This window comes from Actinomadura sp. 7K507 (genome assembly GCF_004348425.1).
In the GTDB taxonomy this organism is placed as follows: Bacteria; Actinomycetota; Actinomycetes; order Streptosporangiales; family Streptosporangiaceae; genus Spirillospora.
Window position 1 is genome coordinate 24,249 of sequence record NZ_SMKK01000010.1, and the last position, 15,762, is coordinate 40,010.

Here is a 15,762-nt window from a genome sequence, read left to right on the forward strand (position 1 = left end):
GTCACATCCAGTCGCCGCGGCCGTCCACGGCGAGCAGTCGGTTCATCGTCTCCGCCGACCAGGTCGTCTCCCGGCTCGCCCGTGCGGCGCCCCGCCGGGCGACCCCGCCCGCGCGCTGCCCACCGGAAGCCTGCCCACCGGACCGCTGCCCGCCCGAACGCTGCCCGCCCTGCGCCGAGCCGGGGAAGAGGACCTGCGACGCCTCGCGGGCGGCGGTGACCACCAGCGGCGCGACGTTCTCCAGCGGGGTGCGGATGTCGCCGACCAGGGAGATGCCGGCGACCGGCCCGTCGGTGCCCCGGATCGCGGCCGCCACGCAGGCGATGCCGGGATAGGACTCGCCGCGCTCGAACGCCAGCCCGCGGCGCTGCCGGACGCGGTGCAGCTCCTGGTGGAGGGTGCCGAGCTCACCGATGGTGCGGCTGGTGAACCGGCTGATGCCGCTGCCGAGCATCGCGTCCACCTGCTCGGGCTCCAGCCACGCCAGCATCGCCTTGCCGAGCGCGGTGCAGTGCGCCGGGGCCCGGCCGCCGACCCGCGACGGGACCGACGAGGCGAGCCGCCCGCCGAGCTTGTCCAGGTAGAACACCTCGGCGCCGTCCAGGACGGCGAGGTGGGCGACGAGCCCGGTGGTGATCTGCAGTTCGTGGAGCAGCGGCGCCGCCGCCTCGCGGATCTTGCCGTGCCCGCCGTCCTGCCCGCCGAGGCCGAGGGCGCGCTGGCCGAGGCCGTAGCCGAACGAATGGTGCGCGAGCCAGCGCTGCCCGACGAGCTGGTCGAGGATGCGGTGCGCGGTGGACCGCGGCAGCCCGGTGCGCCGGGCGACGTCCTCCAGGGTCAGCCGGGCGGTCGGGCCGCTGAAGGCGTCCAGGATCAGCGTCATCCGCTCGATCATCGACGGCGGCGACTCGCGGCGCGCGGTCGTCCCGGACGCGGCTGCCATGGGCTCCGGCGTCGCTGCCTCCGGCGTCATCACCTCGGTCATCGCACCTCCCAGAACGGGACTGAAATGAATTCTTGTTATCCCGAATGTAGCAACCGCTTGGTCCCATGGGAAGAGGGCGAGTAACTCCAGGTCAGCATGGAGCACCCGCGCCCCTCTCCGCCCCTCGGACCACGGCACCGATCGTGATAGAACGTTTTCCTGTCGAGGAGGGGAGCCAGCCGATGCACGTCGGCATCGTCACGCCGGTGGTGGCGCAGCCGCCGCCCGGCCACGCCGCCTGGGAGCGGGACGCGGGGATCGAGGAGATCGGCCGGATCGCCGAGACGGCCGACCGGCTCGGCTACCACCACGCGACCTGCAGCGAGCACGTCGCCGTCCCGGCCGAGGCGGCCGAGCAGCGCGGCGGCGTCTACTGGGACCCGCTCGCCACGTTCGGGTACATCGCCGCGCGGACGTCGCGCATCCGGCTCGCCACCCAGGTCCTCGTGCTCGGCTACCACCACCCGCTCGCCATCGCCAAGCGGTACGGGACGCTCGACCGCGTCAGCGGCGGCCGCCTCACGCTCGGCCTCGGCGTCGGCAGCCTGGAGGAGGAGTTCGACCTCCTCGGCGCCCCGTTCGCGGGCCGCGGCGCCCGCGCCGACGACGCCCTCGCCGCGCTCCGCGCGTCCCTGTCCCGGCGCGAGCCCGAGTACCACGGCCCGCACTACGACTTCTCCGGCCTGGTCGTGGAGCCGCACGCCGTCCAGAGGCACGTGCCGCTGTGGATCGGCGGCCGGACGGCCCGCTCGCTGCGCCGCGCGCTGACCGCCGACGGCTGGGTCCCGTTCGGCCTCCCCCTCGGCACGATCGGCGAGATGCTGGCCGCCGCCGACCTCCCGGCGGGCTTCGACGTGGTCCTGGGGCCGTCCCGTCCGCTGGACCCGATCGGCGACCCCGGCCGCGCCGGAACGGCGCTGATCCGCCTGCGCGAGGCGGGCGCCACCATCGCGGGCGTCCGGCTGGCGTCCTCGTCCCCCGGCCACTACTGCGAGCAGCTCGCCGCGCTGCGCGAGCTGGCCGGCCCCTGCGGGCTGACCTTCGAGGAGAAGCTGTGACCCCTGAAGATTCCCGGCTGGACGCCCTGGAGGCACGGCTTCGCGCCCTGGAGGACGAGAGGGACATCACCCGGCTGATCCTCTCCTACGGCCCCCTCGTGGACAGCGGATGCGCCGGCGACGTCGCCGCCCTCTGGACCGAGGACGGCGTCTACGACGTGGACGAGATCCTGATGACCGGCCAGGCCGAGATCGAGGCCATGGTTCGCTCCGCCCCCCACCAGCGCTGGATCGCCGGCGGCTGCGCCCACGTCGTCGGCCCCCCGCACGTCACCGTCGACGGCGACGAGGCCACCGCGGTCGGCTACACCCTCATGATCGTCAACACCCCGGACGGCTTCGCCCTGCGCCGCGCCACCGCCAACCACTGGCGCCTGCGCCGCACCCCCGCCGGCTGGCGGGCCGTGAACCGCACGAACTGCGTCCTGGACGGCCGCGAGGAGTCCCCCGACCTCCTCGCCTCCCACTTCCCCACCGCCACCCGCCACCGCCCCTGACCACCGGCCATGGCGGCGCCGGACTCGGAGCCCGGCCGTATTTGCCAACGGAAGAGCAACAACTTAAAGTCACCGATAAGATACTTACTGTGGCCTGACTCTCAGGTTGGCGTGGTATTATCGAACGCGTGTTCGATCTTCCAGGGGAGGGGCTGAACGTGAGCCACAGGCCTACACTGGTCGTTGTGACGGCTCCTGCGCCACTTCGCGGCCCGGCTGCGGCCATCGCCTACCTTCTGGCGTCCGCCCGGACCAACGGCATGCGCGTGAACCGCACGAAGCTCACCAAACTGCTCTACTTGGCGGACCTGCGCGCCGTCGACCGAGGACTCCCGCCCGGTTCCGGCGTGGACTGGAGGTGGCGGCACTACGGGCCGCACAGCCTCCGGCTCAAGGAGGTCGAACGCGACCTGCGGGAGGCGGGCCACGTTCAGGTAGAAGAGACCGTTGACCCTTTTACCGGCTACTGCGAGTACGCCATCCATCTGATGGACGCTCCCCAGACCGTCATCGACACCGAGTTCACCCAGATCGTGGACGGTGTCCTTGCGGAATTCGGGGACTTGTCCGCGAGTCAGCTCCGCGACCTCACGTACCAGACGGCTCCAATGCAAGAAGCCGTCAAGCGAGGAAAGCGGGAGGTGCGGCTCGACCTCTCCGGAGGGGCGCCCTACCCGGACCTGGGCCCCGGAATGGCGCGCTTGCGCGACTGGGCGTCCCGCAACCCTCTTCCCGAGGACGAGCCTGGCGGGGTCGACGATCTCGTGGAGGAGATGGAAGACCTTACCGAGCATCGCGCCGCCGCGACCCGATGGCTCTTGGAGGAGTAGTGGCGGGTCCCTATGTGGCCGGCGGCATCTATCTCGTCCCGGACAAGTCACTGCGCCTCATTCCCGAAGAGAGCAGGGACGTCCACGACGAACGCCGCCCTGTGGTCGTGGTGACCGGCGGCGAGTCGAACGGTGACCCCGAGTGGCCCTTCATCCTCGCCTGCCCGATCTCCGGCTCAACGAAGCGGCGCACTCGCTTTGACGTTCAGCTCTCAAGAGGGCAGGGCGGGGCCACCAAGAAATGCTGGATTCGCATTCCCGCCGTCCAGCCCCTCATGAAATCGGCCCTGGAAGACCGTACCGGGGTCCTGGACGAGGAAATCCTGACTCAGGTCCAAGGGCGGCTCGCTCAGTACCTCGGGCTCCTCGGCTGAACGGCGTTCCCTGTCGGACGGGGTGTCAGCGGAAGCGGTCGGTGTTGAGGAGGTCGCCGGTGCCGAGGCCGACGCTCCAGATCGACTGGGTTCCGCCCATCTGCTCCAGGTCGAAGACCTGGTTGTTGGCGCCCGGACGCGGTATAGCGGTCCAGGTGGCGCCGTCGTAGTGCAGGTACCGGCCGCCGCGGTTCTCCTGCAGCCAGACGCCGCCCCGGCCGTCGGACGCGATGTCGCCCAGGAACCCGATGTCGTCGGCGAACGTGCCCATGCCCCCATGGTCAGGAGGCACGGTCTTGGTGACGCTCTCGCCGTCCCAGTGGACGAGTTCAGGCGGCGGGAACAGCGGGCCTCTCGGCAGCGTCCAGAACCAGACGTCGTCCGCCGACACCGCGACGATCTGCAGGATCCAGCTGGCCGACTCGTACGGCCACGCCATCTGCTGCCACGTCTCGCCGTCGTAGTGCCACAGGCCCGCCGCGCCGCCCGCCCACACGTCCCGCGGGGTACGCGCGGCGATCGCGTTGAACGGGAAGCCGAACGGCACGGTCAGCCCCTGGTCGGCCCACTCGCCGTCCTCGTACCTGAACACTCCGCCGCCAACGGGGTCGTAGTTGCCGACCGACCAGGCCGAACCGCTGGAGTCGATGGACACCGCCATGGGCGTGTCCGCGGGGTGGGGGACGGCCGTCCACGCGCGCCCGTTCCAGTGCAGCGATTTGGCGGTGGTGTCGCCCTGGCCGACCGCCCAGACGTCGGCGGGGTGGCGCGCGTCGACGTCCACCAGCTCGATCGCCGTGCCTTCGGGGACTGCCTGGGGCCGCCAGGCGCCGCCCCTCCAGCGCAGCATGAGGGGTTCGGAGTAGCCCGCCTGGGTGCCGACCGCCCAGGCGTTCCCCCGGTTCGGTGCGGTGACGCCGTACAGCCTCGGGCTCTGCAACCCGGTGACCTCGATGGATCTCCATTCACCGGGTGGCGCGTCGGCGAGCGCGGGGGCGGGGCTCACCAGCAGGGCGGCGGCCGCGACCGGTACGGCGGCACGAGCTCGCAGGAGTTTCACGGGGGGCTCTTCTCACGAGGCGACCTGACGTTCTGCGCCAGTGTTTAGTGGCGAGGTAGCCGTGTAAAGACGCCCGTTCCCGGGTGGCCGGATGCGGCTAGATCATGATGCCCATGTTGCTGAGGATCCTGGACGCCAAGGCCCGGTCGCCGGTGATGTCGACGGTGACGGCGTCGGGGGTGCAGCGGCCGGTGGTCAGGCGGACGTAGGTCTCCCAGTCCATGGCCAGTTCGGTGGTCGAGGTGGCGGGGTCGGTCCAGCGGCCGCGGCCGTCCTCGTCGACGTGGACGCCCACGTAGAGGTCGAGCGGGTCGGAGGTCCTGAACGCCACGGTCTGACCGGGCTCGGCCTTCGCGCGGCGGGCGACGATGATGGGCAGGCCCTTGCTCAGCAGCTCCCAGAAGCATTGCGCGGCCGGTGCGTCCAGGTTGCCGGGACGGCCGACCGCTCGGCGGATGTCCTGCTCGTGCGTCCAGCAGTCCATCGCGCGGAACTTCACGAGGTGGGCGTAGGTGCCCTCGTTGCCGTCCGGCAGCGTGACGGCGAGGTCGGGGTCGATGCCGGGCAGCTGGGCCAGGCGGCGTTCGAGGACGTCCGCCAGTTCCGCCGCCACGGCCGGCCCCGGCACGGGGCGGCGCGCGTGCACCGCCTTCTCCATCGCCCGGCCGAAGTCATTGCGGATGTGGTCGAAGTCGGGCACATCGATGTCGGGCGCGGGGTCACCGAGCAACTCGAGTTCGACTCCGACGAGGTGCGAGAGCTGGTCCTTGACCGTCCAGCCGGGGCATTCGGTCGGACGCTCCCAGTCGGCGTCGTCGAACTCCCCGGCGAGGGCGAGGGTCGACCGGACGGTCTGCTCGTAGGCGGCGGTGGTGGCGCGCATCGGCTCGTTCATTTCGGCCCCTTCCATCGGGCCTCAGAGCTTAGGCGCACCCCCGCGCGGGCCTCCCCGCGGGGCCTATTGACACAGCGCCAGCAGTGCTGGCGGGACGTCAGGGATGTTCGGCGCGGACGTGCTGGACGAGCGAGGAGAGTTCGAGGTGGGGCTGGTGGCAGCGGTCGCAGGCCCAGATGCCGCTGGGCACCGTGAAGCCGTGGACGGCGGCGTCGTCGCGCGCGCACAGCAGGTAGTAGGTCAGGACGAGGCGCCGCCACGTCCGCCGGACCGCCGATGACATTCCCGCTACCCCTCGGAGCCGTTCGTCAAGGATCGGTCCAGGATAGGGCAACGGGAATGTCAAGCCGACACGCCGAAGATCACTGTCCGCTCTTCACGCCGGGCTGGCCCTGCGCGTACTCGATCGGCCGGGTCGCCTTGCGGCCCGGGACGTTGGCGGCGGCGCGGTACTTGCCGAGGGGCAGGATCGTCCGTCCGAAGCTGCCCTCGAACATCATCGCGGCGGCCGTGTACAGGGCCAGCACCGCGGACGCGACGAACAGCCAGCCGCCGATGTTCAGCGACCAGGTGGACGGCGCGAACCATCCCGCCGCGGTGAAGCCGGCGCCCACCGCGAGCGTCGCCAGCACCCCCGTGAGGGCCAGGTTCTCGCCGAGCGCGGTGATCGCGCCCAGTGCGGTGATCACCGCGAGGGCGACCCACCAGAACGCGAAGCCCGGATTGGCGACCCCGGCCAGCGGGATCAGCTCCAGCGGGAACACGCCGATGCTGATCAGCATGAACAGCAGGCCGAACGCCAGCCAGAACGAGCCCCACATGCCGTGCATCGCGGTCGCGAGGCCGTCCCGCGCGCGGTAGGACCAGATCGCGGCCACGAACTGCGCGACCCCGCCGAACATCAGCGCGAACGGCCACAGGATCAGCGGTGTCTCCGGGGAGCCGTACCACTCGGCCTGCCAGGCGCCGACCATCATGGTCGCGCCGGCGAACCCGAAGAGCCCCAGGATGGACGGCGCCGCGATCGGGTTCAGGACGACGCGCGTCCTGTCCTCCCACAGGGCGTGCTCGCCGGGTTCGCGGCCGTCCCTTCCGGGCGCCGCGGTGGCGACTCCTTCGCCGGATGCCGTGCCCGTTCGCTCGACGGGCTCTGGCGGAGCGGCACGCCCTCTACGCCTTGCCATGAGATCCCCCTTTGGAATCGGAGAGAGCCGTATAGGCCCCCTAACCCGCCGTTTCTACGGCCAAACGGCTGCGGAGACCCCCGCCTCGCACACCGCATCCGTCCTTTGTGCACGGATCGCCAGGGCATGGCCCTTCACTTTCGGGTGCTTGGTGGTTTCATGAAGGTCCATGAGGCCCCAACCGATCTTCGTCGAGCCCGGTGCGCCGCCTCCCGCGGACGGCAGCCCGTTCGTGGTCCTGGCGAGCGGACGGCAGCGGGTGGCCGCCCGCCTGATCGATCTCGTGACCCTGGTGCTGGCGGTGACGGCTCCGCAACTCCTGCTGACGGGTGCGGTCGTCGGTGCGGACAGCCTGTCCTCGTTCGATCTGGTGGGCGTCGCCACGGTGACGATCATGCTGACCATGGTGTGGCTATGGATGTTCCTGCGGATCGTCCGGCTGGTGATGTGGGGCTGCACGGTCGGCCAGCGCATCGCCGGGATCCGCGTGGTCGGGCTGGACCACCTCCGGTATCCGGGCTGGAAGCAGGCGTTCAAACGCTGGATGCCCACCTGGGGCGGGCGCGGCACCCCCGCGATGACTCCGTGGGGAGACGTCGCCGCCTACCAGAAGGACCGGCGGACTCGCGGTTGCCTGCACGACCGGGCCGCCGGGACCGTGGTGATCCAGGCCGCGAAGGACGAGCCGGTGCGCCGCGCCGCGCTCGCGCTGATGCTTCCGGTCGCCGTCCTGGCGCTCGTGCTCGGGTTCCTCGCAGCCGGCTGACGGTCTCAGGCCCGGGGGCGGCAGTGGATCTGCAGGCCGGGCGTCGTGCTCCAGCCGATCAGGGTGAACAGCCTGTCGATGTGGGACGACACCGAGTGCAGGACGAGCATCCGGTCGCGGACGTGCAGGTCCCGGGCGGCGAGGGTGAAGGTGCGCAGGCCGGCGACGTCAACGAAGTCCACGGCGGCCAGGTCGACGTGGACGTCGCCGGGCACGCGGTCCTGGGCGGCGCCGAGGGCGCGCTTCACCTCGCGGGCGTTGGAGACGTCGATCTCGCCGGTCATCCGCAGCCACGGCGAGGACGACGCGGCGGTGACGCGCAGGAGCGCGGTGTCGTGCTCGACGAGGTCGTAGCGCGGGTCCGCCCGCCGCCCTGACTCGAGGCCGTCCTCACCGCCGGTGATGCGCCAGACCGTCATCCGCTCCTCGCCTTGGGCCTGGGGCGCCGCTACCGGAGGCGGGCCCGTATATGCCAGGCTCTCATCTGTCGGCACCTTCTGAACCCCATCGGGCGGGAAATCCATCATCGGGAGCCATTTCATGGACGAGAAGGCGATCCTGCAACATATCAACGAGTTCATCGAAGAAGAGCACACGCTGCGCAGGGCCCATGAGCGCGCGGAGACGAGCGACGCCGACGCGCAGCAGCGCCTGCGGCAGCTGGAGGTCGCGCTCGATCAGTGCTGGGACCTGCTCCGCCAGCGCCGGGCCCGCATCGCGGCGGGACAGAACCCGGACGAGGCCGAACTCCGTCCGCCCGCCGAGGTAGAGAACTACCGGCAGTAGCCCCTCACGGGGCCGGTCGTGTCAGAGGTCCGGGAGGAGCTTCGCCGGGGTGATGGGCAGGGCGCGGATGCGGATGCCGGTCGCGTGGTGGACGGCGTTGCCGACGGCCGCGGCGGCGCCGACGATGCCGATCTCGCCGATGCCCTTGGAGCCCATCGGGTTCAGGTGCGGGTCGGACTCCTCCAGCCACGTCGCCTCGACGTCGCGGACGTCGGCGCAGGCCGGGACGTGGTACTGGGCGAGGTCGCGGTTGAGGTAGTCGCCGAACTCCTCGTCCATGACGCTCTCCTCCAGCAGCGCCATCCCGATCCCCATCGTCATGCCGCCGATGAACTGGGAGCGGGCGGCCATGGGGTTGATGATGCGCCCGGCCGCGAAGACGCCGAGCATCCGGCGGACCCGGATCTCGCCGGTGTCGGCGTCCACCTCGACCTCGGCGAACTGCGCGCCGAACGCGTGGCGGGCGTACTCGTCCCGTCCCTTGAGCTCCTCGGCCGTGTCGGCGGACGCCTCAAGCCCCTCCGGCGGCACGGCGCCGTTCAGCTTTCCGCGCAGCGCTTCGCAGGCGCGGACCACGGCCGTCCCCCAGCTCGCGGTGCCGGACGACCCGCCCGCGACGGTCGCCTTGGGGAACGAGCTGTCGCCGATCTCGACGTTCACGTTGCGGAGGTCCTCCTTGAGCGTCTCGGCGGCGATCAGGGTGAGGGCGGTGCGGGCGCCGGTGCCGATGTCGGCGGCGGCGATCCGGACGGTGAACGTCCCGTCGGGTTCGGCGCGGGCCGTCGCCTGGTTCGGGGACATGTAGGCGGGATAGGTGCTCGCGGCGACGCCCATGCCGATGCGCTTGCGGCCCTCCCAGCGGATGCCGGGCATGGGGTCGCGCCCGCCCCAGCCGAAGCGGTCGGCGCCCTCCCGGAGGCACGCGACGAGGTTGCGGGAGCTGAACGGCAGGCCGCTCTCCGGGTCGCGGTCGGTGTCGTTGCGGATACGTAGCTCGATGGGGTCGATGCCGGTGGCGACGGCGAGTTCGTCCATGGCCGATTCGAGCGCGTACATGCCGGGCGTCTCGCCTGGGGCGCGCATCCACGACGGTGTGGGGACGTCCAGACGGACCAGGCGGTGCGACGTGCGGCGGTTAGGCGCCCGGTACATGACGCGGGTGGGCGTCGCGGTCTGCTCGGCGAACTCCTGGACGGTGGACGTCTGCTCGACCACGTCGTGGAGGATCGCGTTCAGGTGCCCTTCGGCGTCCGCGCCGAGCTTGAGCCGCTGGATCGTCGGCGTCCGGTAGCCGGTGGTCGCGAACATCTGCTGCCGGGGCACGGCGAACTTGACGGGACGTCCCGTGGCGCGCGAGGCCATGGCCGCCAGGACGACGCTCGGCCTCGGCGACCCCTTGGAGCCGAACCCGCCGCCGACGTGCGGCGCCACGACCCGCACCTGCGCCTTGCCGAGACCGAAGACGCGGGCGATCGTGGACTGGACGGTCGAGGAGCCCTGGGTCGAGTCGTAGAGCGTGAGGGTTCCGTCCTCGCTCCAGTCGGCGAGCGTGGTGTGCGGCTCCATCGGATTGTTGTGCTCGGCGGGGGTCGTGTAGGTGACGTCCACGCGCACGGCCGAGTCGTCGAACGCCGTGTCCGGTTCGCCTTGCCCGGTGTCCGGAGGGAACACGGGATTCACCTTGTCGGGCTTGTAGCGCCCCGGATGGTCGGTGCGCAGCCGTACATCAGGTGACTCTTGCGCGTACTCGACCTGGACGAGGCGGGCCGCTTCCCGGGCGGTTTCGAGCGTCTCGCCGACGACCGCGGCGATGAACTGGCCACGGTAGGAAACCGTCCGAGACTGGAACAGTGCCAGCTCACCTTGTGCGTCGCCATCGAGTCGGGGGGCGTCGTCGCAAGACAGGACGGCGAGCACACCGGGCAGCCGCAGCGCCGCCTCGGTGTCGACGGACGTGACCTCGCCGCGCCCGACGCTCGCCTGGACGGCGGCCGCATACGCGACGTTCCCGACGGGGTACTCGAACGCGTAGCGCGCCTCCCCCGTGACCTTGGCGCGGCTCTCCAGGCGTTCGGTCATGACGTGCCCTCCCACAGCTCCGTCAGCGTCCGTACGATCAGGTTGCGCGCCAGCGGCACCTTGTAGGCGTTGTCGCGCAGCGGCTCGGCGGCCTCCAGTTCGGCCTCGGCGGCGCGCAGGAACGACTCCCGCGTCGGGGGTGCCCCGCGCAGGGACTCCTCGGCCCTGCGGGCACGCCACGGCTTGTGGGCGACTCCGCCCAGCGCGAGCCTGACGTCCCGGACACCGTCTCCGTCCGCGTCCAGCGCCGCCGCTATCGAGACCAGCGCGAACGCGAACGACGCGCGTTCCCTGACCTTCCGGTAGCGGGACGGGATGCCGAGCGCCGGAACCTCGACCGCCGTGACGAGGTCCCCTGATTCGAGGACGGTGTCCCGTTCCGGTTCGTTGTCGGGGAGCCGGTGGAACTCGTCGATGGGGATGGTCTTCGCACCGTCGCGGCCTTGGACCCGGACCGACGCGTCAAGGGCCGCCAGAGCCACCGCCATGTCGGACGGGTGGGTCGCGACGCACGACTCCGAATGGCCGATGACCGCCAGGTTGTGGTGCTCGCCTTCCCGCGCGGGGCATCCGCTGCCCGGACGTCGCTTGTTGCACGGCTTGGACGCGTCCTGGAAGTAGGAACAGCGCGTGCGTTGCAGGAGGTTGCCGCCGACGGTCGCCAGGTTGCGGATCTGGCCGGACGCCCCGGCGAGGACGGCCTGCGCCAGCATGGGATGGCCTTCACGCACCGTCCGGTCAGCGGCAAGGGCGCTGTTGCTCACGGCCGCGCCGATGACGAGCCCGCCGTCCGGGTTCAACTGGATCCGGTCATACGGGAGGTGCGCGACGTCCACGACCTTGGCCGGCTCTTCGACGCCGAGCCGCATCAGGTCCACGAGGTTGGTGCCGCCGCCGAGGTAGAGGGTCTCGCCGTCGTGTCGCGCCAGCGCGTCCTCGGCGCTCGTGGCGCGCTCATACGCGAACGGCCTCACGCTTCCACCCCCTCCGTGCGCCGTGCCTGTTCCTTCTCGGACGCGTCTCTGAGCGCGGCGACGATGCCCGTGTAGGCGCCGCACCGGCACAGGTTGCCGCTCATCCGTTCACGGATCTCGTCGTCGTCCAGGACGGGGTCGGAGCCAAGGTCCTCGGTCACCGCGCTGGGCCAGCCTTGCCCGGCTTCGTCCAGCATCCCCGTCGCAGAGCAGAGCTGACCGGGAGTGCAGTACCCGCATTGGAAGGCGTCCTTCTCGATGAAGGCCTCCTGGACGGGGCTGAGCCGCCCGTCCTGCGCCAGCCCTTCGACCGTGACGATCTCGGCTCCGTCATGGGCGACGGCCAGCGCGAGGCACCCGTTCGCGCGGCGCCCGCCGAGGAGGATGGTGCACGCGCCGCACTGCCCGTGGTCGCAGCCCTTCTTCGAGCCCGTCAGCCCGAGGTCCTCGCGCAGGACGTCCAGCAGGGACGCGCGGGTGTCGACGCTGAGCCGGTGCTCCGTCCCGTTCACGACAAGGGTGATCTCGGCGTTGACCGGGGTGGCTTCTGTGTACATGCCCCGCCCCTACCCCGGATCTCCGGAGTGAGTCAGGGGCACACGCCTGTGTCACGGCGGGCGTCAGCGGCGGCGGGGACGCAGCCGGTGCAGGCGGAACCAGGCGGCCACGACGAAGACCACCAGCAGCGCGGCCGCGACGCCCATGTCCATCGCCCACGTTCCCACCGCCGGCTTCCACAGCGGGTCGGGGGCGCCGGCGGGCGGCGAGATCGTCCCGAGGTCGATGGTGGCGCCCGCCGCGCCCATCCCCCACCGCGACGGCGACAGCCACGCGATCTGCTCCAGCCCCGGCTTCCCGTTGAGCCGCACCAGCGCGCCCGACAGCACCAGCTGCGCCATCGACAGCACGATCAGCAGCGGCAGCGTCTTCTCCGACGTGGAGACGACCGCCGACACCAGCAGCCCGAGCGCCATCGACACGACGCCGAGCAGCGCCATCGACAGCATCAGCTCCGGCAGGACGGCGGTGAACGTCCCGGACGCCGGGAGCTTCACCCCGATCGTGCCGATCAGGACCAGCACGACCGCCTGCAACGCCGTGATCACGCCGAGGACCAGCAGCTTCGACATCAGGTAGACGCCGGCCGACAGGCCCGCCGCCCGTTCCCGCCGGTAGATCGTCCGCTCCTTGACCAGTTCCCGGACGGCGTTGCCCGTCCCGGCGAAGCACGCGGCGAACGCCATCACCATCAGCTTGGACGCGGCGTCCGGATTGCTGCCCGGCGCGCCGGCCAGGCCCTTCGGGGCGGGGATCGCGGCGATCAGCCCGCCGAGGATCAGCGGCATCACCCCGAGCAGCACCAGGTAGCTGCGGTCGGACGCGATCACCGCGAGGTACCGCCGGCACAGGGTGCTCAGCTGCGCGAACCGGGACTGCCGCGCGGGCGGCGGTTCCGGCGCGGCGGCTCCGACCGGCCGCCCCTCCCCGTTCGCGGCGCCCGCGACGTACCGGGCATGGCGCGGCGAGTCGCGGAACTCGGCGGCCCAGTCCCGGTCGGGCTCGCGCTCGAACGCCTGGAAGACCTCCGCCCACGTCCGCTTCCCGAAGTGGTCCAGTCCCTCGCCCGGCGGCCCGTAGTACGCGAGGCGCCCGCCCGGGACCAGGACGAGCAGCCGGTCGCAGGTGTCGAGGTTGGCGACGCTGTGGGTGACGACGATGACCGTCCGGCCGTCGTGCGCCAGCTCGCCCAGCATCTCCATGACCGTCTTGTCCAGGCCCGGGTCCAGACCGGACGTCGGCTCGTCGAGGAACAGCAGCGACGGCTTGGTCAGCAGCTCCAGCGCGACGCTGACCCGCTTGCGCTGGCCGCCCGACAGCCGGTCGATGCGCGTCCCGGCGTGCGGGGTGAGGCCCAGCTCGTCCAGGACCTCGTCGACGCGCTCCTCGCGCTCGCCCTTGCGCGTGTCGCCCGGGAACCGCAGCTCCGCCGCGAACAGCAGCGCCTGCCGCGTCCCGAGCTGGGTGTGCAGGATGTCCTCCTGCGGGACGAGCCCGATGCGGTGCCTCAGCTCGTCGTAGCCGGTGTACAGGTCGCGCCCGTCGTAGCGGACGGTGCCCTCGGTCGCCGGGCTCATCCCGGTGACCGCCCCGAGCAGCGTCGACTTGCCCGCGCCGCTCGGACCGATGACGCCGACGAGGGAGCGTTCCGGGATGGGGAAGCCGACCCCGTCCAGGATCACCTTGCCCTCGGGCGTCCGGACGGTGAGGTCCTCCACCGAGACCGACACGTCCCCGGTGTCGACGAACTCGCGCAGCTCGTCCCCGGCCAGCCGGAACGTGGCGTGGCCGATGCCGATCAGGTCGTTCTCGGTGATCTCGGCGGAGTCGACGCGGGCGCCGTTGACGTAGGTGCCGTTGTGGCTGCCGAGGTCGACGATGCGGTGCCGTCCCGGGGCGAGCGTGCGCAGCTCGGCGTGATGCCGCGACACGGCCAGGTCGGACACGACCACGTCGTTGCCGGTGGACCGCCCGATCCGCAGCGTGCGCACCGCGACCGGGATGACCTGGCTGGGATTCCGGTCCACGCCGGGCCGGGGGTGCGCCTGCGGATGAGCCTGCGAGGGTGCCTGCGGGGGGACCACGGGCCGTTGCCGCTGCTGGGGCACAGCACCGCCCGGCGTGGACGTTCCGCCGCCGGAGCAGGCCAGCGCCTCACCGCTGGACGAGTGGCCGAGGCGGAACGTCAGATCGCCCTGGATCGTGACGCGCTCGATGCGGCGGCCGTCGAGGAACGTGCCGTTGCTGCTGCCCAGGTCCTCGATCTGCCAGCCGCCCGGCCCCGCGCGCAGCACGGCGTGCGACCACGACACGCGCGGGTCGGGCACGACGATGTCGGAGCCGGGGTCGCGCCCGATGCGGTACGCCCGTCCGGCGCGCAGCCGGTGGACCCGGTCCCGCGTCCGGACGACGAGGGGGGTGGCCCGCGATTCGGCGGAGGGACCGGCCGTCATGAACCGGAGTGTAATTCCTGGCGTCGATATTGACAGGACCCCATGCCGAGAATTGAGTGAATGCCATGGCGAACCCGCCCGGTTCGGCCGCCGTCACCCGTGTCGAACGCCTGCCGGGACGGCGGAGAAAGCGCTGGCCGCTCGTGGCCATTTCCTTGACCTTACTCCTGTTGATGCTGGTCGCACTGGTGGATCGGGGCGGTGCGGCGTTCGCGGAACGGCGGATGGCGACGGAGATCAGAAAGGAGGGATTCCCCGTCGATCCAGAAGTGACGATCAAGGGGATCCCGTTCCTGACGCAGGCGGTATCGCGCGATTTCCGGGATGTGCGGCTCAAGGCGAGCGATATCCGCCGGGGCGCATTGCGCATCACCGCCCTCGATGTGCGGGCCCGCGGCGTCCACCTCGATCCCGGCTACCGGAGCGGCGTCCTCGGGACGGTCGACGGCACCGCGTTCATCGGCTTCGGCGACCTGGCCAAGGCGGGCGGCAACCCCGCCCTCGAACTGACGCAGGGCACCGGCGACCAGGTGAACGCGAAGATCGATCTCGGCCTCACGCAGGCGACCGCCGCCGCGAGCGTCACCAAGGAGGGTGACGGGATCCGGGTGCGGGCCCTGTCGCTTCAGGGACTCCCGCTGAACGCGCTCGGCGGCGCGCTCGACTTCACCGTCCCGGTGCGCGGGCTGCCGCTGGGGCTGGCCTTCCAGAGCCTGGCCGTCACGTCCGACGGCGTGGAGTTGCGCGTCACGGGGAAGGACGTCCGCTTCGACGACCGTTAGCGGCGACTCCGCCGACCGGCCTCAGCCGTCGTCGGCCCTCAGTCGTCGTCGTCGGAGTTGGTGAGGATCTCCACGACCTGGCGGGCCGTATCGGTGGGCAGCGGCGCCGGCAGCCCCTTCCACTTGCGGGACGCGGCCATCGCCGCGGCGCCGGCCCCGCCCCCGTACACGGCGGCGGCGACGAACGACGCGATCTCCGGCGGCAGCTTCTTCTCCAGCAGCAGCACGTTCGCCCGGTAGGTCGCGGCCGTCGCGAGCACCCCGAAGGCCCCGGCGACGGCGCCGAGCCGCAGCGCCGGGATGCGCTGCCGCGCCTTGTCCAGCATCTCCTGATGCGCGGCGTCGACCACCCGCCGGGCGAGCAAGAGGTTCTGCTCCAGCGGGTCGTCGACCTCAGCGGGTTCACGCGACTCCGTCATGACCTCGGCTTACCCGTGGCGATGCGAAGGAACCGGGAGAGCAAAATGTCACCGTCGGTAAC

18 protein-coding genes are annotated in these 15,762 nt (G+C 71.5%); 7 read left to right on the forward strand and 11 right to left on the reverse strand.

Annotated elements, in window-relative coordinates:
* Window position 1 precedes the first annotated feature (1 nt).
* Complete coding sequence (locus E1285_RS04010; RefSeq protein WP_165966444.1) at window positions 2-985, reverse strand: IclR family transcriptional regulator; 984 nt, start codon at window positions 983-985, stop codon at window positions 2-4.
* A 182-nt stretch (window positions 986-1,167) separates the two neighbouring features.
* On the opposite strand from E1285_RS04010, the gene E1285_RS04015 reads away from it, so the two are divergent.
* The 4 genes from E1285_RS04015 to E1285_RS04030 all read left to right on the forward strand — a co-directional run bounded on the left by E1285_RS04015 (window position 1,168) and on the right by E1285_RS04030 (window position 3,744).
* Entirely contained in the window at window positions 1,168-2,043 is an 876-nt protein-coding gene (locus E1285_RS04015) for a TIGR03619 family F420-dependent LLM class oxidoreductase (RefSeq protein ID WP_132148128.1), read from the forward strand.
* Window positions 2,040-2,540, forward strand: coding sequence for a nuclear transport factor 2 family protein (locus tag E1285_RS04020; RefSeq protein ID WP_132148130.1), 501 nt, complete (start codon window positions 2,040-2,042; stop codon window positions 2,538-2,540). The genes E1285_RS04015 and E1285_RS04020 overlap by 4 nt, the downstream gene beginning before the upstream one ends.
* A 185-nt stretch (window positions 2,541-2,725) precedes the next feature.
* Window positions 2,726-3,370, forward strand: a complete 645-nt coding sequence (locus tag E1285_RS04025) for a Panacea domain-containing protein (protein ID WP_132148132.1) — start codon at window positions 2,726-2,728, stop codon at window positions 3,368-3,370.
* Window positions 3,370-3,744, forward strand: coding sequence for a type II toxin-antitoxin system PemK/MazF family toxin (locus E1285_RS04030; protein ID WP_165966445.1), 375 nt, complete (start codon window positions 3,370-3,372; stop codon window positions 3,742-3,744). The genes E1285_RS04025 and E1285_RS04030 overlap by 1 nt, the downstream gene beginning before the upstream one ends.
* 25 nt (window positions 3,745-3,769) lie before the next feature.
* Here the strand turns inward: E1285_RS04030 and E1285_RS04035 are convergent, their stop codons facing one another.
* The 4 genes from E1285_RS04035 to E1285_RS04050 form a co-directional block, all read right to left on the reverse strand.
* Entirely contained in the window at window positions 3,770-4,804 is a 1,035-nt protein-coding gene (locus E1285_RS04035; protein WP_132148136.1) for a hypothetical protein, read from the reverse strand.
* A gap of 97 nt (window positions 4,805-4,901) precedes the next feature.
* Entirely contained in the window at window positions 4,902-5,699 is a 798-nt protein-coding gene (locus tag E1285_RS04040) for a maleylpyruvate isomerase family mycothiol-dependent enzyme (protein WP_165966446.1), read from the reverse strand.
* A 97-nt stretch (window positions 5,700-5,796) separates the two neighbouring features.
* Window positions 5,797-5,982: a hypothetical protein gene (locus E1285_RS04045; protein ID WP_132148140.1), complete on the reverse strand. Its 186-nt coding sequence runs from the start codon at window positions 5,980-5,982 to the stop codon at window positions 5,797-5,799.
* Between the two features lie 79 nt (window positions 5,983-6,061).
* Window positions 6,062-6,883, reverse strand: coding sequence for a GPR1/FUN34/YaaH family transporter (locus E1285_RS04050; RefSeq protein ID WP_132148142.1), 822 nt, complete (start codon window positions 6,881-6,883; stop codon window positions 6,062-6,064).
* A 169-nt stretch (window positions 6,884-7,052) separates the two neighbouring features.
* Here E1285_RS04050 and E1285_RS04055 point away from each other — a divergent pair, with 169 nt between their 5' ends.
* Window positions 7,053-7,649 (forward strand): RDD family protein, encoded by a 597-nt coding sequence (locus E1285_RS04055; protein WP_132148144.1) that lies wholly within the window; start codon window positions 7,053-7,055, stop codon window positions 7,647-7,649.
* 5 nt (window positions 7,650-7,654) lie between these two features.
* On the opposite strand, the gene E1285_RS04060 is transcribed toward E1285_RS04055, so the two are convergent.
* Complete coding sequence (locus E1285_RS04060; RefSeq protein ID WP_165966447.1) at window positions 7,655-8,068, reverse strand: STAS domain-containing protein; 414 nt, start codon at window positions 8,066-8,068, stop codon at window positions 7,655-7,657.
* A 121-nt stretch (window positions 8,069-8,189) separates the two neighbouring features.
* Here E1285_RS04060 and E1285_RS04065 point away from each other — a divergent pair, with 121 nt between their 5' ends.
* Window positions 8,190-8,435, forward strand: coding sequence for a DUF2630 family protein (locus E1285_RS04065; protein ID WP_132148148.1), 246 nt, complete (start codon window positions 8,190-8,192; stop codon window positions 8,433-8,435).
* A gap of 21 nt (window positions 8,436-8,456) precedes the next feature.
* Here E1285_RS04065 and E1285_RS04070 read toward each other — a convergent pair whose 3' ends face one another.
* The 4 genes from E1285_RS04070 to E1285_RS04085 all read right to left on the reverse strand — a co-directional run bounded on the left by E1285_RS04070 (window position 8,457) and on the right by E1285_RS04085 (window position 14,499).
* Window positions 8,457-10,514 carry a xanthine dehydrogenase family protein molybdopterin-binding subunit gene (locus E1285_RS04070; protein ID WP_132148150.1) on the reverse strand — a complete coding sequence of 686 codons (2,058 nt, stop codon included), beginning with the start codon at window positions 10,512-10,514 and terminating at the stop codon, window positions 8,457-8,459.
* Complete coding sequence (locus E1285_RS04075; protein WP_132148152.1) at window positions 10,511-11,488, reverse strand: xanthine dehydrogenase family protein subunit M; 978 nt, start codon at window positions 11,486-11,488, stop codon at window positions 10,511-10,513. The genes E1285_RS04070 and E1285_RS04075 overlap by 4 nt, the downstream gene beginning before the upstream one ends.
* Entirely contained in the window at window positions 11,485-12,045 is a 561-nt protein-coding gene (locus E1285_RS04080; RefSeq protein WP_132148154.1) for a 2Fe-2S iron-sulfur cluster-binding protein, read from the reverse strand. The genes E1285_RS04075 and E1285_RS04080 overlap by 4 nt, the downstream gene beginning before the upstream one ends.
* 63 nt (window positions 12,046-12,108) lie before the next feature.
* On the reverse strand, window positions 12,109-14,499 hold the full coding sequence (locus tag E1285_RS04085) for an FHA domain-containing protein (protein WP_132148156.1): 2,391 nt from the start codon (window positions 14,497-14,499) through the stop codon (window positions 12,109-12,111).
* Window positions 14,500-14,672: 173 nt separating this feature from the next.
* On the opposite strand from E1285_RS04085, the gene E1285_RS04090 reads away from it, so the two are divergent.
* Window positions 14,673-15,281, forward strand: a complete 609-nt coding sequence (locus E1285_RS04090; RefSeq protein ID WP_165966448.1) for a DUF2993 domain-containing protein — start codon at window positions 14,673-14,675, stop codon at window positions 15,279-15,281.
* 38 nt (window positions 15,282-15,319) lie between these two features.
* On the opposite strand, the gene E1285_RS04095 is transcribed toward E1285_RS04090, so the two are convergent.
* Complete coding sequence (locus tag E1285_RS04095; RefSeq protein ID WP_132148160.1) at window positions 15,320-15,700, reverse strand: phage holin family protein; 381 nt, start codon at window positions 15,698-15,700, stop codon at window positions 15,320-15,322.
* Between the last annotated feature and the right edge of the window lie 62 nt (window positions 15,701-15,762).